The organism is Shewanella colwelliana ATCC 39565, assembly GCF_000518705.1.
GTDB lineage: Bacteria > Pseudomonadota > Gammaproteobacteria > Enterobacterales > Shewanellaceae > Shewanella > Shewanella colwelliana.
In genome coordinates this window covers 83,930-104,274 of record NZ_KI912481.1, presented here as the reverse complement: position 1 = coordinate 104,274, position 20,345 = coordinate 83,930, and the positions used below count along the sequence as shown (strand labels likewise).

General features: G+C 45.1%; 25 protein-coding genes and 1 pseudogene. 9 read left to right on the top strand and 17 right to left on the bottom strand.

The window, feature by feature from the left end; genetic code table 11:
* Positions 1-78: 78 nt before the first annotated feature.
* The gene (locus tag L876_RS22825; protein WP_139151810.1) at positions 79-261 is read left to right on the top strand and encodes a hypothetical protein; all 183 of its coding nucleotides are present in this window, start codon (positions 79-81) and stop codon (positions 259-261) included.
* A gap of 13 nt (positions 262-274) precedes the next feature.
* Here L876_RS22825 and truC read toward each other — a convergent pair whose 3' ends face one another.
* Together truC and L876_RS0119695 are read right to left on the bottom strand one after the other, a co-directional pair.
* Complete coding sequence (truC, locus tag L876_RS0119700; protein WP_156029456.1) at positions 275-1,078, bottom strand: tRNA pseudouridine(65) synthase TruC; 804 nt, start codon at positions 1,076-1,078, stop codon at positions 275-277.
* 22 nt (positions 1,079-1,100) lie between these two features.
* Positions 1,101-1,421: a YqcC family protein gene (locus L876_RS0119695; protein WP_028765366.1), complete on the bottom strand. Its 321-nt coding sequence runs from the start codon at positions 1,419-1,421 to the stop codon at positions 1,101-1,103.
* 148 nt (positions 1,422-1,569) lie between these two features.
* Between L876_RS0119695 and L876_RS0119690 the strand changes: the two genes are divergently transcribed.
* Positions 1,570-2,583: a DUF3549 family protein gene (locus L876_RS0119690; protein ID WP_028765365.1), complete on the top strand. Its 1,014-nt coding sequence runs from the start codon at positions 1,570-1,572 to the stop codon at positions 2,581-2,583.
* Positions 2,580-2,975, top strand: a complete 396-nt coding sequence (locus tag L876_RS0119685) for a DUF3301 domain-containing protein (protein ID WP_028765364.1) — start codon at positions 2,580-2,582, stop codon at positions 2,973-2,975. The genes L876_RS0119690 and L876_RS0119685 overlap by 4 nt, the downstream gene beginning before the upstream one ends.
* 972 nt (positions 2,976-3,947) lie before the next feature.
* Here L876_RS0119685 and L876_RS0119675 read toward each other — a convergent pair.
* Together L876_RS0119675 and L876_RS0119670 are read right to left on the bottom strand one after the other, a co-directional pair.
* Positions 3,948-4,253 carry an Mpo1-like protein gene (locus L876_RS0119675; RefSeq protein WP_028765363.1) on the bottom strand — a complete coding sequence of 102 codons (306 nt, stop codon included), beginning with the start codon at positions 4,251-4,253 and terminating at the stop codon, positions 3,948-3,950.
* Positions 4,237-4,896: a GNAT family N-acetyltransferase gene (locus tag L876_RS0119670; protein ID WP_028765362.1), complete on the bottom strand. Its 660-nt coding sequence runs from the start codon at positions 4,894-4,896 to the stop codon at positions 4,237-4,239. Before L876_RS0119670 ends, L876_RS0119675 begins: the two co-directional genes overlap by 17 nt.
* A gap of 136 nt (positions 4,897-5,032) precedes the next feature.
* Between L876_RS0119670 and L876_RS0119665 the strand changes: the two genes are divergently transcribed.
* Complete coding sequence (locus tag L876_RS0119665; RefSeq protein ID WP_028765361.1) at positions 5,033-5,263, top strand: DUF2789 family protein; 231 nt, start codon at positions 5,033-5,035, stop codon at positions 5,261-5,263.
* A 76-nt stretch (positions 5,264-5,339) separates the two neighbouring features.
* On the opposite strand, the gene L876_RS0119660 is transcribed toward L876_RS0119665, so the two are convergent.
* A complete protein-coding gene (locus L876_RS0119660; protein WP_028765360.1) occupies positions 5,340-5,711 on the bottom strand; it encodes a DUF3192 domain-containing protein in 372 nt (123 codons plus the stop codon).
* Between the two features lie 147 nt (positions 5,712-5,858).
* Between L876_RS0119660 and L876_RS0119655 the strand changes: the two genes are divergently transcribed.
* On the top strand, positions 5,859-6,194 hold the full coding sequence (locus L876_RS0119655; protein ID WP_028765359.1) for a hypothetical protein: 336 nt from the start codon (positions 5,859-5,861) through the stop codon (positions 6,192-6,194).
* On the top strand, positions 6,194-6,967 hold the full coding sequence (locus L876_RS0119650; RefSeq protein ID WP_028765358.1) for a Zn-ribbon-containing protein: 774 nt from the start codon (positions 6,194-6,196) through the stop codon (positions 6,965-6,967). The genes L876_RS0119655 and L876_RS0119650 overlap by 1 nt, the downstream gene beginning before the upstream one ends.
* A gap of 9 nt (positions 6,968-6,976) precedes the next feature.
* On the opposite strand, the gene syd is transcribed toward L876_RS0119650, so the two are convergent.
* Positions 6,977-7,639 carry a SecY-interacting protein gene (syd, locus tag L876_RS0119645; protein WP_028765357.1) on the bottom strand — a complete coding sequence of 221 codons (663 nt, stop codon included), beginning with the start codon at positions 7,637-7,639 and terminating at the stop codon, positions 6,977-6,979.
* A 60-nt stretch (positions 7,640-7,699) separates the two neighbouring features.
* Here syd and queF point away from each other — a divergent pair, with 60 nt between their 5' ends.
* Both queF and L876_RS0119635 read left to right on the top strand, forming a co-directional pair.
* On the top strand, positions 7,700-8,557 hold the full coding sequence (gene queF, locus L876_RS0119640) for an NADPH-dependent 7-cyano-7-deazaguanine reductase QueF (RefSeq protein WP_028765356.1): 858 nt from the start codon (positions 7,700-7,702) through the stop codon (positions 8,555-8,557).
* Positions 8,558-8,849: 292 nt separating this feature from the next.
* Entirely contained in the window at positions 8,850-10,040 is a 1,191-nt protein-coding gene (locus tag L876_RS0119635; protein ID WP_028765355.1) for an alginate export family protein, read from the top strand.
* A gap of 88 nt (positions 10,041-10,128) precedes the next feature.
* Here the strand turns inward: L876_RS0119635 and L876_RS23220 are convergent, their stop codons facing one another.
* The 10 genes from L876_RS23220 to L876_RS0119585 all read right to left on the bottom strand — a co-directional run bounded on the left by L876_RS23220 (position 10,129) and on the right by L876_RS0119585 (position 18,685).
* A complete protein-coding gene (locus L876_RS23220) occupies positions 10,129-10,953 on the bottom strand; it encodes a 4'-phosphopantetheinyl transferase family protein (protein ID WP_028765354.1) in 825 nt (274 codons plus the stop codon).
* A 93-nt stretch (positions 10,954-11,046) separates the two neighbouring features.
* A complete protein-coding gene (locus tag L876_RS0119625; protein WP_248674680.1) occupies positions 11,047-12,285 on the bottom strand; it encodes a hypothetical protein in 1,239 nt (412 codons plus the stop codon).
* Positions 12,282-12,965 (bottom strand): ABC transporter ATP-binding protein, encoded by a 684-nt coding sequence (locus L876_RS0119620; protein WP_028765352.1) that lies wholly within the window; start codon positions 12,963-12,965, stop codon positions 12,282-12,284. Before L876_RS0119620 ends, L876_RS0119625 begins: the two co-directional genes overlap by 4 nt.
* A gap of 12 nt (positions 12,966-12,977) precedes the next feature.
* On the bottom strand, positions 12,978-13,598 hold the full coding sequence (locus L876_RS23105; protein WP_248674678.1) for an ABC transporter permease: 621 nt from the start codon (positions 13,596-13,598) through the stop codon (positions 12,978-12,980).
* Complete coding sequence (locus L876_RS23100; protein WP_248674677.1) at positions 13,595-14,209, bottom strand: ABC transporter permease; 615 nt, start codon at positions 14,207-14,209, stop codon at positions 13,595-13,597. Before L876_RS23100 ends, L876_RS23105 begins: the two co-directional genes overlap by 4 nt.
* Complete coding sequence (locus tag L876_RS0119610) at positions 14,199-15,428, bottom strand: ABC transporter permease (RefSeq protein WP_028765351.1); 1,230 nt, start codon at positions 15,426-15,428, stop codon at positions 14,199-14,201. Before L876_RS0119610 ends, L876_RS23100 begins: the two co-directional genes overlap by 11 nt.
* Before the next feature lie 21 nt (positions 15,429-15,449).
* Positions 15,450-16,229 carry an outer membrane lipoprotein-sorting protein gene (locus tag L876_RS0119605; protein WP_248674675.1) on the bottom strand — a complete coding sequence of 260 codons (780 nt, stop codon included), beginning with the start codon at positions 16,227-16,229 and terminating at the stop codon, positions 15,450-15,452.
* A 209-nt stretch (positions 16,230-16,438) separates the two neighbouring features.
* The gene (locus tag L876_RS0119600; RefSeq protein WP_028765349.1) at positions 16,439-16,738 is read right to left on the bottom strand and encodes a hypothetical protein; all 300 of its coding nucleotides are present in this window, start codon (positions 16,736-16,738) and stop codon (positions 16,439-16,441) included.
* A gap of 111 nt (positions 16,739-16,849) precedes the next feature.
* Complete coding sequence (gene hmpA / locus L876_RS0119595) at positions 16,850-18,043, bottom strand: NO-inducible flavohemoprotein (RefSeq protein ID WP_028765348.1); 1,194 nt, start codon at positions 18,041-18,043, stop codon at positions 16,850-16,852.
* A gap of 303 nt (positions 18,044-18,346) precedes the next feature.
* On the bottom strand, positions 18,347-18,685 hold the full coding sequence (locus L876_RS0119585; protein WP_345939983.1) for a RidA family protein: 339 nt from the start codon (positions 18,683-18,685) through the stop codon (positions 18,347-18,349).
* 167 nt (positions 18,686-18,852) lie between these two features.
* Here L876_RS0119585 and L876_RS0119580 point away from each other — a divergent pair, with 167 nt between their 5' ends.
* The gene (locus L876_RS0119580) at positions 18,853-19,392 is read left to right on the top strand and encodes a protein tyrosine phosphatase family protein (protein WP_028765345.1); all 540 of its coding nucleotides are present in this window, start codon (positions 18,853-18,855) and stop codon (positions 19,390-19,392) included.
* 96 nt (positions 19,393-19,488) lie between these two features.
* Here the strand turns inward: L876_RS0119580 and L876_RS23260 are convergent.
* Positions 19,489-20,066, bottom strand: a pseudogene (locus tag L876_RS23260) (GGDEF domain-containing protein).
* Positions 20,067-20,345 lie beyond the last annotated feature (279 nt).

Sequence of the window (20,345 nt, the reverse complement as noted above, 5' to 3'; positions counted from 1 at the left end):
TAATTTTCATATAATTTAAACATACTTTATTGAAAGCTTGATGGCTACACTAGGTTATTGAGTTTCAAGGATCATTAGATGCGCCATTCAAGCCGACAGAAACATCTAAAGCATGTGCACCGTAGCGCACACATTCGCAGAATGTGCTATTTCAGAACGGTACAATCACTCTCCCTAACCAACTCTCCCAGCATGACGCTCAACGAAAAAAACCTTAACCCTATGTCAGCGATAAAAGATGACTATGACGTCTGTAAGTAAACAGCATTAAGCATCAACAGATAAATTGACTCGGCGCTGCATCTAAACCAGCGTCTAGGTCCGAATCGCCCCAGCCTAACTGGCCAAATAATTGTAGCCATTCGGTTTCTAATTCAGCCTCAACACTCATCCGCTTACCCGTTCTCGGGTGATTAAAGCTGAGCTTCTTAGCGATTAACCACAATCTATTTATGTCGAAATGTTCCCTAAAAAAGCGATTTTGCTTGCCATCTCCATGGGTTGTATCACCAAGAATAGGATGACGTAGATGTGCCATATGGCGACGCAGTTGATGCTTTCTTCCTGTATGAGGGGTTAGGTGCACTAAGCAATAACGGCTAGTGGCATAGCGACCCGACGGAAAAGGAATTTCACAGGTTAATAATGGCTGATAACTGGTTTGCGCCTCTTGTGCGGCTTTATTTGGATCAACGTCTTTATCACCCAGTTCGTCAAACTCTTGTTTCAGCGCATAATCCAGCAATCCTGCTTCAAGAATATGTCCCCTGACCAGAGCCAAATAGTGTTTATCTACCTGTTTACTCGCAAACTGCTCACACAACACATTCGCCATCTCACTGCTTTTAGCAAATAACAGCACACCTGAGGTGGGTCGATCAAGGCGATGAACAGGGAATACATGACAGCCTACAAGGTCACGGGTCATCTGCATCGCAAAAAAACGTTCTCTGCGTGCTAAATAACTACGATGCACCAATAATCCCGCCGGTTTATGGATCACAACAATATCATCGTCTTCAAACAGTATCTTTATCTCAGGCGGCTGTAGCTGTTCATCAGATAAGCTGTCAGGCATGGTTTCGTCAAACTCAGGGGGGTTATCTTGGCTCACTTAAACGCTCGTCTAATTGGTAAATAATGGTGATTAACGGCTTCATCTTGGGCTGCTGTGACCATAAGTGGTCGGCCACCGGCCCTAAGGCGATATTCTGGGGCAAACTTGTACGTTCGATCACAATGATAGACATCTTCGGAATAAAGATGAATTGCAACCAGTGTTCAAATGGCATTGATTGGCAAGCAAAAGGCGTAGGATCTGACATTGCCTCATCTGAAGGCGGTTTATTTGCCCACAGCCCTAATGATTTAAGCTCACGCTCTATCAACAGCAACTGCTTTTTGGTGAAAAGGTACAACATACTATTATTCGCTTACCGATTGAATTTTATGAACTCAGCACAAAACCAAGTTTGTTTGGCTATTTTGCGGCAAATTATACCATCTGTGTAGAGTTCTCCCTATAATAAGCGCCATTGAAGACCCCTATCGTAAACCAACGGCAAGTATATGACTGAAATCACCACTTTGACTCAATTTCTCAACACCGCTAACACTCAATTTCATGTGTATGACTTGGGTCGTCGGGTGCAACATATCGATATGCTAGCCTTTGCACAGATAGAGCAGCTTAATACTCCCTACCCGTCACCAATTCAAGGGCATGCGCAATTTGCCATTGTCTTTTGGGATGCATCAGAGCAACACTATATCTGGTTTCTAAAGCTGCCATTGGATGAGCGCGGTTTACTCTCTCCAGCCCCCCGCACCCAATTTATTCGTATGGTACTAGAAGCACTTGGCAGCGACCCAACTAAACCTATCTCTAAAGCAGATCAGGATAAATTGGCTAACCATCCCTTTGCATTTAAACCTTCCGCTGAAAAACTTGCTCTGTTTAACGCCTTGGTGCGCAAACAGTTGGGCCAGCCCGCTTCACCACAATATGAATTTGCCTACCAATATTTATCAGGTCAGGTAAACCCGCAACGATGGCAAGATGTTGGCCTTCAAGGTATCGCCGATATTTGTGCACGAATCAATGAACTAGACCATTTAGAGCAGATAAAAAAGAGCTTTGATTTTGCGCCAATTGAAGTCCAAATTGCTCTCTGTCAGCAACTAGAGCATATCGCCATACCTGACGATGTTGCAGCGTTATTGTTGCAAAAACTCCAACAGGTTCAAGCTGAACATAGAGGCTATTTTCTGCGCGCATTAGCCGCTCAGCCTAAGCAAGCTCAACAAGCCATTGAGTACCTGAATCAGCAAGAGGCGCTCGATGCTAACATGTTGATCACAATAGCAGGCCGTAACTGGACCGCATTAAAGCAGGATCAAACCCGCACTATTTATCTCGAAGCCTTAGCAAAGCAGGAACAACACTTCTTTAACCAAATTTTTGCTGATATTGTAGCAATACCGGCAATAAGAACAGAGATGCTGATGACGCTAAGAGATCCTAATCGCAGCGAGCAACTCTCCAAAGCCATAGGCGGACTTTTTAAGGTAACGAAAGCATGATGACAGACTTTTTACTCATTGCCGCATTGGTGGTTATTGCCGCTTTCTTTTGGCAATTGAGACAGATGGCAGAGCTTAGTCGTGTATTTGCCAACCGTGAATGTAAAAAACAACGTGTGCAGCTTTTAGCCATTGCCATGGAGTCTGCCCGACCAAGTATCGGTGGCACTAGCGGACTAACCTGGAAAGCAAAGTACCTGCTTGAGTTTAGTACCGACGGCATCAACCAGTACCAGGCTCACATCTGGATGCATGGCAAGACAGTGCACAAGATGCAATGGCCAATATTTCCTGAACCTGAATGGTTAGATGCACCAGAAGCCAGAGGTACTGTTGGCGGCAGCTGTGGAAGTCGCAGTGGTGGTGGGTGTAAATCGGGTGGCTGTAAATAAGCGTAAGACATTAAAAATAAAAAAGAAAAAGCGCGGCTTCCTGAGAAGCCGCGCCTTCTATCTTTTTGTTAAGCTTTCCCGCTATTATTGTGCTCCCTGCACCATCCATGCGATCAAAATGCTCCGTGCATCATCCATGCCCTCTATCTTCCTTGTACTTACGCACTTTCCCTTTGCTTGGTTATCCATTTACCAAGTTTGCTCAATCCTTAAGCATGTCCTAGTTCATCCATGATGAATCCGTTCAATACACTCCGTGTATGCCACCTGTCCTAGGCAGTAAAGTGTCATCCTTGATGATTCGGCTATCCTTAGTCATTAAGCATTCATCCTGAATGCACATCCTTGTCTCTCCTGTTGGGTTAACACTCCGGCTAACTCAATAGTCTTCCTGACCTTGTCCTTTATTCAGTCTTCCTGACCGAGTCCGTGATTTAGTCATCCTTTACTATTCATCCTTGAACACAAACAATTCTAAAGTAATCACAACACTTTTCTATCACTCAACATACAAATAATCTGACACGGAGACTAACCAACACTAACCAAAAACCATAAGGCACTGTATTAAAAAGATTTAAATACATTTCATGGATATAACCCACCTATTTCCGCCCTCATTTCTCACATCATTGTGAGAGATCTCTTACAAGATACAGAGCAGTATGTGAGTTCTGTGACATGGGTCAGCGATATGAATGGCAAAAACACACTAAAGACGTACTTTTTGTGACACGGTTGTCACTGTTAAGATTCAAAAAACAGAGGTTAACCCCTCAAATTACAATTAGCGATTGGGCACCGCGAAAGTTAGGGAGAACGAGTCCAACCCGCATAAAAAACAGGCCAAAAAATTTGAGGTTTGCGCAAATCAATCCACTATGACTTCCTCTAAAAAGGGCCGCCACCAACCAAAGGTAAGTTAACAGCGACGACGCTATAATCGCTGCCCACTAGATGACTATCCCCCTGTTATCGTTTGCTTCGCCCTGTCAGCCACTGGAACAACATGACCCAGTCGGCTAGGAGACTGTAAAGAGGGTATTGAAACGTGGCAGGTCGATTTTTCTCAAATACAAAGTGCCCCACCCAAGCAAATCCATATCCCACAATGGGAGCTGCCAACAACAGATAACCATTACCCAAAATCATCGCAGCAAGTAACAGCAGTAGAACGAGTAAGCTCCCTACATAATGCAATGCTCTGCATACAGGGTGCTGATGTTGCGATAGATAAAAAGGGTAAAATGTTGAAAATTGCTTATAGATTTTGCTCACTTTCTTCACTCCGATAGAATAAAAGCTCACCTTCTACATCACCAATATCAAGCTTATCTATTGCGGCAAAGCCCATTTTAGAGAAAAGGTGGCCATGGCTTTCTTGTGTCACATACACGCCGATTCCATCGAGTGCTGGTTGTTCATCACACCAGCTCATCACAGCCTTAACTAAGTGGGAGCCCAAGCCTTTATTCTGCTCAATGGGGGTTAATGCAATAAACTGCAAAATGCCGCAATGGGAACTTGGTAGGTGCTCTAAAATTGAGGCCTCTTTTTTCATCAATGTCTGAGTGGATTGCCAGCCAGTGCTCAACAGCATTTTTAGACGCCAATGCCAATACCGCGCTTCCCCCAATGGAACTTGCTGCGTGACGATACAGGCTAAACCAATCAAGCGTTGATCATCAAACAAGCCTATCAGCGCTTGCTCTTGTTGCCAGAGCGTATTGAGTTCTTCGCGTATCGCTCCTCTGAGCTTCTGCTCATACTGAGCAATATCCCCCTTATTGAGGGCAGCAATGAAGAACGGATCGTCATGGTAAGCGTTATAAAGGATAGACGCCGCGACACGTAAATCTTCGGCGGTTAAATACACAGCTTTATATTGTTCTTTTGTCGCTTCTGGTGCTGCTGTATGCATCACTGTATTCCCTGATCTATATCAACATTCACCAATGTAACAAGCTTGTAAAAAAGTGCAAACTTTAATCAATTGGACACCTTAGTAATATGTTCCATTATTAAAAGGGTTGATCATTAGACATGAAGGAAAAAAAATGGATAGAACATTACCAGAACTGACTAACTTGTTTGCACAACTTGGGCTAGCTAACCATCCGCAAGCGATTGCACAATTTATTAGTCAACACAGAATCAGCGCAAATATACATATTACACAGGCTAGCTTTTGGAATGAGGCACAGCGCCATTTTCTGCAAGAAGCGCATGAACAAGATGCTCAATGGACCGAAATTATCGATCAGCTAGATGCGCAATTAAGAGACTAATAACAATGAGCTTAGGAAGACGCTGCCGCTAATTGAACATCCTATCCTTGGTCATTCAATATAGCGGCTCAGTGAATTACATCGCGGCGTAGGCTTTAGGACCCCAACCTACAACAGCGTTGTTGGTTAGTACCACTGGCGTACACTCATCTTTGGTGGTGGTGCCATCGCCTCGAACTCTTTGAGTGCGATAATAGAGCACATATATCTCTTTATCTTGCTTAACATAGGCCTCATTAAAATCTGCAGTACCCATTAATGCCATCACCTGCTCACGACTCATTCCCATGGTTAGCTTGGCTATATTTGCACGATTTTGATCTTGTACACGCTCCCAAGAATCAGTGTTACTCCACTGCCCCTCTCCTTCACCGATGTTTAATACACAGCCTGAAAGACCTATACTAGCAACACTAACTAATACTAAGCTTAATAATTTTGTTTTCACTTTAACTTCCTGTTTATCTATTATACCTAGCAGCGTTAAAGCAAAGCTTGTGCCAAACAGTTATCGCATTGTTTTATATAGACTTAGCTTATCTATTATTAGGTGTAGTTTAAATATATTGCTAATTAGTGAGGAAATTTACTAACTATGAGTCCCATCGAACAGGTCCTTGCTGCGGCTAAGTCAATCGCCTCGTCAGGCAAGACTCCGAGCCTAGCGCTGATAAAATCTCGCCTAGGTAAACAGCTCCCAATGCCAATATTGGTACAGGGATTACAACGCTTTAAAGCGCTATCTAAAGAAGAGGTTGCCGCGCTGGTATTTGACTCCACAAATGTAGCGAATCAGGAAACTGAACAACCGACACCGCACTCCATCGCAACCTTGGTAACGCAAGTAACAGCGTTGCAGTTACAACAGCAGCAACTTATTGCGCGTATCGAAATGTTGGAAACAGCGCTAAACAACCGAGATAACCATTAATGCACGTCATTGAATTAAGATTTGAATGCTTCGATAACACCACTATCTCCGCTGCGGAGCAGGCAATAAACGGCTTACTTGAAGCCTATCGCGCTAATGGTCAAGTACTAGGGAGAGAATTTGCGGTCGCCTTTAACGATGGTGAATTTAAAGTGCGTCTACTGATGCCAGAAAAGAGCAGTTTAGCCAAACGCTATAATAGTCCATGGGTTGAACGTGCTTTGCAGAGTTTAACCGATGCTAAACTACTGCACCCGAGAGAGAAATATATTGGCCAAGATATTAATTCTGAAGTCAGCAGTACAGAACCTGCCAGTTGGCAACTGCTATACACTAGCTATGTTCACATGTGTTCACCACTGCGAAATGGCGATACGTTACAACCTATTCCACTTTACAAAATCCCAGCCACTTTTAATGGTGATCACAAACGCGTGATAAAATGGCAAACTGAGTGGCAGGCCTGTGATGAGCTGCAAATGGCGGCCGCAACTCAAGCAGAGTTTGCGGCACTGGCAGAGTTAACCCTTTGTGATAGCGATCTATTTCGCAGAGGTTGGGACCTACGTGGGCGAATTGAATATCTGACTAAAATCCCAACCTATTACTACCTATACCGCGTTGGTGGTGAAAGCTTAGCCCATGAAAAGGCGCGTTCATGCCCTAAATGCGGCAATAATGAATGGCTACTTGAGGAGCCATTACTTGAGCTGTTTCACTTTCGCTGCGACGACTGCCGCATCGTGTCAAATATCTCTTGGGATCACCTATAACTCGCAGGGCTAACGCTTACCCAGTAGATTTTGCCACATTATTTTAAAGCGTTGCCAAATGCCTGGGTGGTCTATGCTTGCCATAGACTCCTCCACCACTAATTGCGGCGGGCAAACGCGCGGTGTCAACACGCTGATAAATGCATCAAGCGTGTCGGCAAGCTTTATTTGTGGCTCATCTCCGGGGATCTCAATCCAGACCGAACCATCCTCATTATTGACGACTAACATCTGATCACCCTCACCCAATACACCAATAAACCATGTCGCAGGTTGCTTCAGCTTCTGCTTCATCATTAGGTGACCAATCAAGTTTTGTTGCAAATAATCAAAATCATTATCATTCCATACCTGCAACAGCTCGCCGTCTCCCCATTGCGAGTTAAACATCAATGGTGCCGCAAAATAATCACCATACAGATAGTTGATATCCTTGTGCAGTGTCATCTCTAACGCGTGGTCGATATTATCGAACCTGCCTTTGACCTGACGCTTTACCGCTCGCCATGTCACCGAATCTTTTTGAGACTCATCCATCCCCTCGTGATATTCACCCTCGATACAATCAGATTGTTCGCCATGAGGGTAATACCGAGGTAGTTCACCTAGTTTGTCCATATAACTTTGGTGATATAACGCGAGAAATTTATCTAAAGCAGGTAAAGAAGACACTTAGCACAAGCCCAAAATTCAAGTATAATATTCGTCTATTTTGACATGGAAAAACGATTGATGACACCAGTTCATGACCCATATAGTAACGCTCCAGCCCTTTCAGAGTTAACCCTTGGAAAATCGACCGGTTATCAAGCTGAATACGATGCATCCTTGCTACAAGGCGTACCGAGAAAATTAAATCGTGATGCGATTGCTTTATCGGCTGAACTCCCCTTCCATGGTGCCGATATCTGGACCGGTTACGAGCTCTCTTGGCTAAATGCTAAAGGCAAGCCAATGGTGGCGATAGCTGAGTTTATTCTGGATTATCAAAGCGCAAACCTGATTGAATCCAAGTCATTCAAACTCTACCTTAATAGCTACAACCAAACTCGCTTTGAGTCTGTGGAGCAGGTACAGCAGACCTTGGCTAAAGATCTGACGGCATGCGCCGAAGGTGAAGTTGTGGTGAAGATCCTTGAACCCAAGCAGTTTGGCGCCCAACGCGTGGTTGAATTACCCGGAACTTGCATCGACGACCTTGATATTGAAGTTGATAACTATGCATTTACCAGCGACTACCTAATCGATAGTACCGATGACAAAAGTGTTGTGGCAGAAACGTTAAGCTCAAATCTCCTGAAGTCTAACTGCTTAATTACTTCACAACCCGATTGGGGCAGTGTGATGATCCGTTACCAAGGTCCTAAAATTGATCGAGAGAAACTACTGCGTTATCTCATATCATTCCGCCAACATAATGAGTTTCATGAGCAGTGCGTTGAGCGAATATTTGTCGATCTTAAGCAATTTTGTCACTGCGCCAAACTTACGGTTTATGCTCGCTATACACGCCGCGGCGGCCTTGATATCAACCCATACCGCAGTGATTTCGAAAACCCACCAGAAAGCCACCGTCTTGCACGCCAATAGACTTTGTTAAGTTATTAATGGCCCAGCAAATGCTGGGCTTTTTATTCATGATCTTCATTTTCTGACACCAAGAGCGATTCTCTCCGTCTCCAAAAGCTGCATCCCTACATTAGATAGTTACGATAAATACCTATTTAGGAATACCTCTAATTTAGTACAAGCTTATGATCTTTATCACATTTATTGACACAGAAATGTAATCATCCCGCAACATTGTTTTAGATCAAAAAATCAAACCGTTATCAGCTCTATAACAGCTGCAAGCACTGATGAAACAAAAGGATCACAATAAATGAAAGTTCATGCCCTAACCTTAGCCGTACTCGCGAGTTTAGCATCAAGCACCGTATTCGCTGAAAATGTCGACCCACTAAAAAAAGCATTTATCGATGACTCAGCCGTAAAAGTTCAATTCCGTCTGCGTTATGAAGACGTAGATGTTGCCAATGTCGATCAGCAAAACCAAACTACATTACGTACCCGTTTAAACTATAAGACAGGTGACCTATACAACCTGTTTGCAGTTGCAGAAGTCGATGATGTACGCTCAACTGACAACGAAGCACTCATTGGGGACTATAAGTACACTCAAATCAACCAAGGCTATATCGGCTATAAAGGCCCTGCGAACACCTTGGCTCAGCTAGGTCGTCAGCGCATAATACTTGATAATCAAAGATTTGTTGGTGGCGTTGGTTTCCGTCAAAATGAACAGACCTATGATGCGTTTTCAGCAAAAAATACTGCTATTGAAGGCCTAACCGCTTATTACGCCTATGTTGCTACTGTAAACCGTATTTTCCCTGAAGGCTCAGGTAAAGAAGAGCATGACAACGAAACACACCTAATCAACGTCAACTACAAAGGCCTTGAGTTTGCCAAATTAACGGGTTATGCCTACCTTATCGACAACCAAGATGTCGCCGCATTCTCAACTGACACCTATGGTGTGCGCGCTACCGGTGATGTAAAACTTGATGCTTTAAAATTAAGCTACGAAGCGGAATTTGCCCAGCAATCTGAAGGAAGCGATAATCCAGCAAGTTACAGCGCGTCATACTACAAACTGGGTGCAGGTATCAACTTCGATGCTTTTGGCGCCAAAATTGGCTACGAAGTGCTAGGTTCTGACGATGGTAAAGCAGGCTTTATTACCCCTCTTGCGACCTTACATGCCTTCAATGGTTGGACAGATAAGTTCTTATTTGGCGGTAAAGGTAACTGGGAAAATGGTCTAGTTGACACTCATCTCATCGTGACTGCAAAACTTGCAGGCCTAAAGCTACTCGCTAAATATCACAAGTTTGATTCAGACTATGGTGACATCGACATGGGTAAGGAGTGGGGTGTTTCGGCTACCTACCCATTTGCCAATCACTACAGCGTGGGTGTTAAGTACGCCAGCTTCAGTGGCGCCGACGAAGGCTACGGTTTCTCAAACGATACCGACAAGCTTTGGCTCACTTTCCAAGCTAACTACTAATCGTCTAAGCGTTTAAACCCATGTGGTTTAAGCGCAACACTCCCTAATTAAGCAGGCAAGGTTATTTATGCCTGCTTTTTTCTGTCCATTACACACTTTTAAATAACTCACTTAGGCTGATCATTGTGCCACGCAGACATTGTGTAGGCCGATTAATACACACCGCAAAGCGATAATATTCATCCAGATGCGCCAATGTCACACTCCAATCATCGCTGCGCTCTGCGCTGTCTCGATACTGCATCAGACTAATCCCTCGGCTCGCTTCAATCTTGCCTAAACCGTCAATCAACAAACACTGACAGCTAACGTCATCAAAGCTGAAGCCAAATGACTTTAAGGATAGTGCTAGGCCTAACCCTTTCGCTTTGATATACGACTCTTTTAACGCCCACAGATTGAAAAAACGTTCGCGCTGCTCAGCCGTTGGCAACGCCAGCAACCCATCACGCTCCTGCTCAGTGAAATAGTGATTTAAAATGGAGTAAATATTGGTCGTTGAACGCCGCCTCTCAATATCTGCGCCCAGCTCGATATCGGCGTCGCCATGAGTAATGGCAAGTAGAAGGTAATCGCCACTATGACTGATGTTAAATGCGATTTGAGTGCGCTGAAACAGATCGGCTTGTAGCCTAGGTTTGCCTTTGTCACCATAGTCAAACCGCCATTGACTTGGTGTTATCTCAACTCCTAATGTCATAGCATAACGGGTTAACAAGGCACGTAAGTAACCTCTAACCAGTAACCCTTTTTCTTGCGCCTCTTGGCGTGCATAGCGCCTTACTTTAGCAAGCTCATCTTCTGGTAACCAAAGCGACAACTTAGCACGGTCAGTTGCAGACAAGCCATCATCAACTAATGGGCAACAATATACGGCAATGTCGTTGGTGACCTTATCAACTGGCGGTGTCAAATTGATTGCTCTTTAAGGAGGGTAAAGCGCGATTTTAACAGCATGAAGCGTCTAAGCAAATATCTCCAAAATTGATCACTGCGGCAATCGCAATTAAAAACTCCACCTCATCTGGCCAAAGACAACTGTCGACGCAGATTGGCCAAATAAACTCTCTGCCTTACCATCGAAACGCTGGGCGATAAGTTGCAATTGCCAGTCATTAGCGAGCGAATAACTGACGCTAGCCCCCAAGAAATAGGACCCATCCTGATAATAACTCCCAGAGGCACTAAGGCGGCTTAATGATGATACATCAAAGCTCACTTCGCCATAATAGGTCCATTGGGTATAACTCAGTGTCCGGGCATTCACAGGTAAGTTGAAGTAGAGCAATGCATTATCAGCCTGAGTCGGTGCTGAGATATAAAGCACAGAGCCTCGTATCATCCAGTTACGCTCGCTAGCAAAACTGTAGTCGCTCTCAAGCGTGGCCACATGGGTTGCTGATAATTGCTGTGTAGGCGAGATTAACTGCATCGACAATGACGAGTTTAACGCCTGGTTGAGCCGTGGCCAGCTATCATAAATTGGGTCAAAATAGCTCCACTCTCCTCGCACTCCCGCCCCTTGAATATCTGCGGCAAAGCCGCCGCCGAACACCCTATCAATCCCCGCTTTCCCTGCTAGGAACTGTATGTCCCACCCGCCATGGTTAAATAACATGCGCGTCGCGTAGCGATTGAGATCCTTATCTTGGTTAGCGTTATAAACTAACTCTACACTACTGGCAAACCCCAGTTTACGGCTAACCATCACCGCATCAGCACCTGCTCGTTCCTCATAATCAAAATCGTAAATAGAGTAAGCATTAAAAATATCATTGGGATTCCACAATGTGCTCATCGCCCAATTAATTCGAAACCGCCCCAATTTAAGCTGCCAATCTGCATCGGCATTAAAGGTTAAATATGCCCTATCAAGTTGGCTGTTGCCGACCCAGCCATCACTATCGAGCCAGTTGGTCGACAGGTCGAAATATCCACTATCAACGCCCACCAGCTTACCGTAGGCTGGAAACTGACTGGAATCGCCATAAAAGAGTCGATTACGCATCCCCAAATTAACGCGCAGTTTACTGTCAAAACGATATTCAAAGTTGAAACGCTGATGAAGCAGATGATCAAGCAAACTATCACTGCCATCAGGATGAGTGGCTGTGGCCATATATTTAACATAACCGGTTAGATCCCATGCTTTTTGAGGGGCAAGCCCGGGGATGGGCGATGCACTCAATGGGTAAACCATGCAAAGAGTCAGCAGGCTAGCAAACCGATAGTGGTTCGTTTTCACTGCTGTTTGTCCTCAACAAGCTGACCATCGTCAAAAACAATCACTCGCTTGGCGCGTTTTATCACCCGTTGATCATGGGTGGAGAAAATAAAAGTGGTGCCCTCTTTTTCATTGAGTTGTTGCATAATATCAAGCAGTTCACTGGTACTTTTAGCATCCAAATTTGCGGTAGGCTCATCTGCCATCACAAAGCGTGGCCGCGGCGCTAATGCTCTGGCAACAGCTACTCGTTGTTGCTGGCCTCCTGATAGCTTGGCAGGCACCTTATGTAACTGGTCTGTCAGCCCAACCTGATTTAGCAATTCTGTGGCCCGTTGCCGACACACTTGCTCGCTGTGCCCCTGAAGTTGCATCACAAACTCCACATTCTCTAACGCAGTCAGCACAGGGAGTAGGCTGTAATCTTGAAAAATAAAGCCAACATGATCGCGGCGAAAAGCAATTAATGCCTTGTCATCTAACAGACAAATATCGTTATCATCGATGCATACAGCCCCAGAGGTAGGGGAGTCGATGCCACCGATCATATTGAGTAACGTGGTCTTGCCTGAACCCGATGGCCCCATTACTGCGACAAACTCCCCCTGCTTTATACTCAAATCTAACGCTTTAACCGCATGCACTGGAAAGTCACTTTCCGGGTTGTAAACTTTACTTAGCTGACGAATTTCGATACTCATCGCATCAACTCCTTAATGCTTATGTGACATGGCATCAACAGGCCGCTGTTTTAAAATTTGCCGTGCAGGATAGAGTGACGCCAAGATGCTGACCAACACCACAGTGACAAACACCGCGACATATTCATTGGCGCTTACTGTTGGGTAAAGCGTGGTGTCGACACCAAACGCCCCTAACCCTTGAGCCATACTGCCTAGCGGAATGCCAGTGTGTCCCAGCAGCGTGACCAACATTAAACTGGCCAGTAATCCAATCGTTGCGCCCGTTACCCCTAAAAGCGTCGACTCCATTATAATAAGACTGAACACCTTGCCTTTTACCATGCCAATAGCCATCAACATTCCTAGCTCTCTGGTACGTTCAAACACCGACATCAGCATCACATTAACAATACCGAAGCCCATTGCAGACACAAAAATGATCAATATCACTGCATTGGACGCGCCCATCTGCGAAATGATGGTCGCCAGCATCGGCTGCACTTGCTGCCAATCTCGCACCCTGTTGCCACTATCGCTCAACAGGCTCAATTGTCCCGCAAGTTGTTTTGCCACGTGATTATCCATATTATTTGATTCATTGAGCACAATAGCTATTTCATGAATGCCCTTAACCCCTGCCAGTTTGCTCAAATCGCTGCGCCGCACGTAACTGTTTGCTTCATCAAAGCTGCTCGAAGGCGAGTTAAAGATGCCAGCGACACGAAAGGCAGCCCCGTGACGTCTTTGTCGGCATTACTAAACGTCAGAACGACTTTAGACCCCAGTTTCAGTCGCAGGCGCTCTGCGGTCTTTTGTGATACGACAATCGGATGTCGTCCCGTTTGCGGCAGCCAACTTCCCTGGGTAATACTGCCAACAATTGGGGTCACTTCAGCTTCGTGCAAACTATCTATGCCGTTAATGCGTATACCGCGATTAGCACGGGCCGAAGCAATCATGCCATCAACAAGGAAGCGCGTAGAAAAAGCCTTTACCTGTGGCATCCTCTGTAACGCCTCAATTAATGGCTGCGGGTTGATTAAAGTCTCGTTGATATCGGGGTCATCGAGATAGCGCTGGCTTTGGATCTGAATATGACTAGTTTGCCATGCAATGGCATTATCAATCATGTTGCCATACATGCCCGACATAAACCCCATCATCGCCACCACGCCCATCAAGCCAAATACCATGGCACACACCATGGTTGAGGTACGAATTTTGTTACGCCATAGGTTTCGCCAAGCCAATTTAATGACCATTATTATCCCCCTTCAGCGCCGCAACCAACGTTAAATGATAAGCACGCCACAAAGGATAAAGCAGACAAACACTCATCAGCGTTAATACAATGAACACCTGTTCTGCAACAAGCCTGACCGAGATCAACATTGGCATAATTGGCTCCCAGCCCATCTCCAACATCATCCTTGCTGTATCTCCCGTCAATTGGATGGGGTGATAATAAAAGTACCCGATAACAGGTAGACTCACCGCTAACCCAATAATGACACCAAGCACAGAGATAAAACTCGACTCGATAGCGATAAGCAGCAGTAGCTTACGCCGTAATAATCCCGTCGCTAACATGACACCAAATTCACGCTGTCTCTCTAAGGTCATCATTAAAATGGTGGCAAACAGTGCAAAGCCAACAATGCCATAAAGCAGATACATCATAAACACGCCACCAGCCTTATCCATGGTGATCTGTTGCGCCATCTCAGGGGCTAACTGTTGCCAGTCTCTAACATTTACCTCGGCGCCATACAAGGTTTGTAATTCAGCCTTTATGGCCGGGATCAGTGACAATTCGTCGCTGTGCAGTACCCAAGTAGTAACCTGCTCACCAGTAGAATAAAGCGTCTGAGCCAGTGACAACGGCATATAAACCAGCTGTTTATCTAGCCCTGCTAAGGGAAAGTGCAATATGCCTTTTATCCGATAGAGGCCTGCCGCCGTTTGCCCGCGATAACCCTGGCCATACAGCACAATTTCATCGCCAACCCCCAGAGATAATGCTTGAGCAAGCCCCTCACCAACCAGTACCGACTTATCGTTAGTTGCTATAAACTCACCTGCAACCAACTTACTCGCTATCCCTGAATATTGCTCTTCTCGCTCAGGTAACACACCAATCACCATCACCCCTTTTGAGCGTTCACCCGCCGAAGCCAGCGCAAAGGATTCGATACGCGGCAGTCGATAACTTACATGGGGCAGCGCCGATGCCAGCGAAATAAAGTGTTCGGTTTGAGGCAGGAGGTCTTCGATGCTTTGACTTTGAGCAAATTCAGGATGTTGTAGCTGTATTAACCCAGTCGAAAAACGCGCGCTATTGTCGATATTGTATTGGTAACTCCCCTCCTGCATGCTACGCATAAAAAGTGACAAAAACAGCGCTAACGCCAGCGACAGCGAGGTTAATAGAGTGCGCCGCTTTTGCCGCCATAGATTACGCCACGCGAGTTTCACCAACATAATTAATCCCTTAAGCGATAATTAATCCCGTAGTGCTTTCATCTGCTGCTGTGAGAAAAAACTGTCATCAATAGCGAAATTAAACTGCGCCTCATGGGTAATAAACTCGGTTCTTTGCCCCGGTTTATCCGCAGGAATCATCGCCATCTTGGTGGCCAACATTCGGCCACCCAATGACTTAATCTCCGAGGTTTCTAAGGTATTAACCAGCTCGTCAAACTCATCATAAAACTCAACGCGGCGCTGTAGAAAACTGGTCGTAGAGATCCACAAACGAACCTTATTCCACACCACTGGCGCATCGGGTTTTGCCAACGCATCGATAATATAGCTATTATCTCCATCAACTGTTTCTTGCCCGACAATCTGATGGTCATAGTCGACGACAATAGAAGATTGATTAATTAAATCATCATTGGTGAAATCCGAGCCCATCCAAGATTGACTTAGCATAGAGGGAGCGATTTTAATGACACGCTCAATGGAGGGGATCCAGTTCCACATTTCCTTAAAGCGCTTAAGTGATGCGCTCCCTTTATCTTTAGCTGGCGCGGTCACCAGTACCAGTGACAGGTCTTGTCCCTTAGTCCAACTTTTCATGGTCATTGAACGGGTCCAATCGGGACGGATAATGTTCATGGTTGCCACGCTGTAGCTGGACTCTCCTCGCATCTGTTTATCTGACTGACGCACAATATCTTGCGCCTCTAACACACGCTCATCTGCAATAACCAGCTGTGCTAAGGTCAATAAGAGCACACATGTAAAAAAATGAACCATCTTCCCTGAAATCTTATTCATCACCCCTCCTATTATCCCTATTGCACAGAGAAATTTTGCATCTACTGTAACTATAACTGATTGAACAACAACGAAACAGGGAATGGTCAGAAAATAAGCTCAGGGGATAAAACATAGAAATAGCACCATTCCCTCACTCGACTAACCAGTAGTCATCACACCAATTTGGCACACAATAAAGGGCACAGACCGCAGAAAACAGGCTTTATCTAAGCAAGCTTAAAATAAAAAATTAATACGACTAATGTGCTAGCCAAGGCCACTATAAATTGTAGGCCCGCTCGGCGATGTTGTTTGGAATACGCAAGCACTTGAGGATGGGTAATTTGACTAAATAGCGGATGGTTTTCAACATTAAACAAAATAAAAGGCGCTTTAAACCAAGCTGGTGCGCCCAACGCAAACCAGATCCTCGGCTCATGATGTTTTATCGCTTGATAATAGCGCAGCTCAATAACACTGGTTCTGATGACTAACGCTGCCAAACACAAAGCTAATACCGTCAACATTGCTCACCGCTCCATATCTCGTGTTAACACTATACGTCTTGGCAACATAACACTAAAAAAGCGCGATGGGTCAGCATCACGCTTTGTTGGCTTTAGAAATAAACTTATTTTTTACAAGCTTTCATGGGGACCAAAAACCTCGTAGTGCATGCGGCTACTGTCGATACCTAAGTCCAATAATTGCTGCTTAATAGATGCCATAAATGCTACCGGCCCACAGAAATAATAGCGCGCGTTGGGTTGGATCTTATCGGCAACTTTCGACAGTTCCATAGTTCCTTCAAATTGATAATCTTCTGCAGGTAAGTCTTGGCTGTTTGGCTGGCGATACCAGACAAAACGCGTTAACTTATCATGGTGATGAATTTGGCTATTGATATAGGACTTAAACCCGTGTAACTCGCCGTTTTCACAAGCATGGAGCCAAGTGATGTTGGCGTGACTGTCGTCAGCCAATCGATAATTAAGCATGCTCATCATAGGTGTTAAGCCAACCCCTGCAGAGATCAACACGACCGGATTTACCTCCTGTGTATCCAAGAAAAAATCGCCCGCTGGCGGGATCACGGCAAGCTCATCACCCACCTCATAACTGTCATGTAATAACGAAGAAACCTGGCCACCGACTTCGCGCTTCACACTAATGCGATAATTGCGACCATTAGGCGAATCTGAAAGTGAGTATTGACGTATCTCTTGGTTCTCTAGTCTCGGGTGGTTTAGATGAACACTTAGGTATTGCCCTGGCAAAAAGCCTAGCACTGGTTCACCGTCTACAGGTGTCAACTCAAAAGAGGTGATCACGGCAGACTCAATCACTTTGGCACTGATGGTAAACTGACGGGTTCCCTGCCAACCGCCTGTTTGCTCGGCACTATTCTGATAGAGCTGGGCTTCACGGCCAATAAAAATATCGGCAAGAAAACCGTAAGCTTTGCCCCATGCTTCAAGCACCTCGTCGGTAACAGCCTCTCCACCAAGCTCCTTAAGCGTTGCCAGCAAATGTCCGCCGACAATTTGATACTGCTCTGGTGTGATCAAAAAGCCAGTATGTTTGTGGGCTATACGCTCAACGGCGTCAGTTAGGGCACTCAGGTTTTCTATATTTTTAGCATAAGCGGCAACCGCGTTAAACAAGGCAACAGGCTGGCCACCTGTGTGTTGGTGGGCTAAATTGAAGGTATCTTTCAGCTCAGGGTTATGTTCAAACATCCGCTGATAAAAGTGAGTGGTTAGCGCCGGGCCGGCAGACTCGAGCAATGGGATTGTACTCTTAACAACATGGATTGTGTGTTGATCCAACATAGTGAACGGCTCCTAACATGCAAATATTATGTTTGTTTATTTTCTGCGATAATAAAGATGCATTTGATTTAGATCAATAAATATTATTATAAATTGTGTTGGACACGATCGTGATCACAAAAGAAAAACGGGTTACTGCGCCAAGAGCACCACAACCTTGTGACGACAAAATGGTTAGCGAGCCTCGCAGGAGAGAAGCATCAGTAAACAACAAGGGAGATAAGGCCAGCCATCTACACTCGCCAAATACCAAAATACAAAGCTTAAGCACTTGCATATTAACAAGTGCTTTTATGCAGCAACTTATTCAGGCTGACATGCCGCCACAAAGGTCATTTCAACTAAATAACTAGGGTCAGCAAGTTCCGCTTTAACACAGGCGCGACTTGGTGCACAACCTTGAGGGAACCAAGCGTCCCATTGCTCATTTAAAATCGCCAAGTGCGCAAAATCTGTCACATAAATAGTGGTCGACAATACCGATGATCTATCACTGCCGACCTTCGCTAAAGTCGCTTCCGCTTGCGCCAAAATCTGCTTAACTTGGCCGTGCATGTCTGCACTGGTGTCTGTCGCAATCTCGACAAAATGCGCGATGCCATTAAAAATGGTCGCATCAGACCAGCGCGGACTTGGGTTAATGCGTCAAATATTCATTTAATACCTTCTTCAACAAAATAAAGCGGTATGATAACTAAGTTTAGCGGCATACATCAGTAAAAATACGCAAGCCTAGCAGTTTAAGCCGCTCAGCAGTTTGTTAACATCTGTCGATTCATTCATGGCAAAAAATAAGGAGATCATTCAACATGCGCCAACTATTTCCGCTAGCACTGCTGCTCTATTCTGGTATCAGTCATGCCACTATCGCGCCGCAAACATTAACCGAGATAAAAGCCATTCAATTTAGTGAGCCCAATATTGCCACCGCCGGCTTACCCACCCCCGCACAGTTTGTGCAACTTAAAGAAGCGGGCGTCGATCTTGTGATCAATCTTATTCCACAGGGAAACCCCAACGGCCATGACAACGAGCAAGCACTGGTCACCGAAGCTGGTATGCGCTACGAAGGAATTGAAGTGGACTGGGAGCAGCCACGCTTAGAAGATGTTACCCGTTTTTTTGAAATAATGGATGCCCATAAGGGCCAAGATATCTTAATCCATTGTGTGGCTAATTATCGTGCATCGGCATTCTACTACCTCTATCGCAGCACCAGAGAAGGCGATGGTGAGCCAGTGTCAATGCAACAGGTGATGAGCCCATGGGGAGATTTAGACAGTAGCTTGCCACAGTATCCACAATGGCAGCAGTTAATTGAACAAGTAACAGCCCAAAGCGCACAATGACACTGACAGCGTTAATACATAACGAGCAAGCAATTAGCCTGCTCTATTTGTATTAACGCTACGCCTCTCTTTTTGATAACAACTCACCCTGGCAGTTCAATCGTCGCCAGCTTCTAAAGCAAGGTTGCCTTGAGGGATCATTGTCATGCCAGGCTCGTAGCAGGTAACGCGGTCACGGCCGTTAGCTTTAGATTGATACATAGCGATATCGACTCGAGTCATTAACGGATCTAAGCTGAGATCCGCTTCAACGCTGGTGCACACACCAAAACTGGCTGTAAGCGCAAACGTTTTTTGTGACGAGTAATTATCAATTTTTGCAACGGTTTTACGACACCGCTCGGCTAGCGCCAATGCATCAGTTGCGGTGCAATAGGGCAAAAACAGCGCAAACTCCTCTCCCCCATTCGTACAAATAGGTCTTGCTTACCGGTTAAGGGCTTGATGGCCGTGACCACTTCTTTAAGTGCCCAGTCACCCGCACTATGACCATAATTATCATTAATTGACTTAAATAGATCTAAATCAAACATGATCACACTAAACGCACCACCATGGGCTAAAACGTCTACAAATGAAATTTCAGCCGCTTCTTGACCTGTGCCACGGTTCAATATTTTGGTTAACTGATCCAGCTGAGATAGGCGCTTATATTTGCGACGTTGAAAAAACATATTCACGGAAAAAATCACCAACAACACCGAAAGACCGATAATGATGGTTGACACTAACCTCTCTTGCGAACGCGCTAAATCGACTAGCTTTTGCTGCGCGGTGTATAGTGCTCTATCTTGATTAAGCATCTTAATTTCACGAGTCTTTTCAGCGTTCTCAAATTTAGCCATTTGATAAGCGTAAGCTTTCGCTTTAGTTTCATTGATGAGGTTTTCACTCAGTGTCTGATACTCAGCTAAATATTTGTATGCCTGTGAATAGTCACCGCGTTTTTCAAG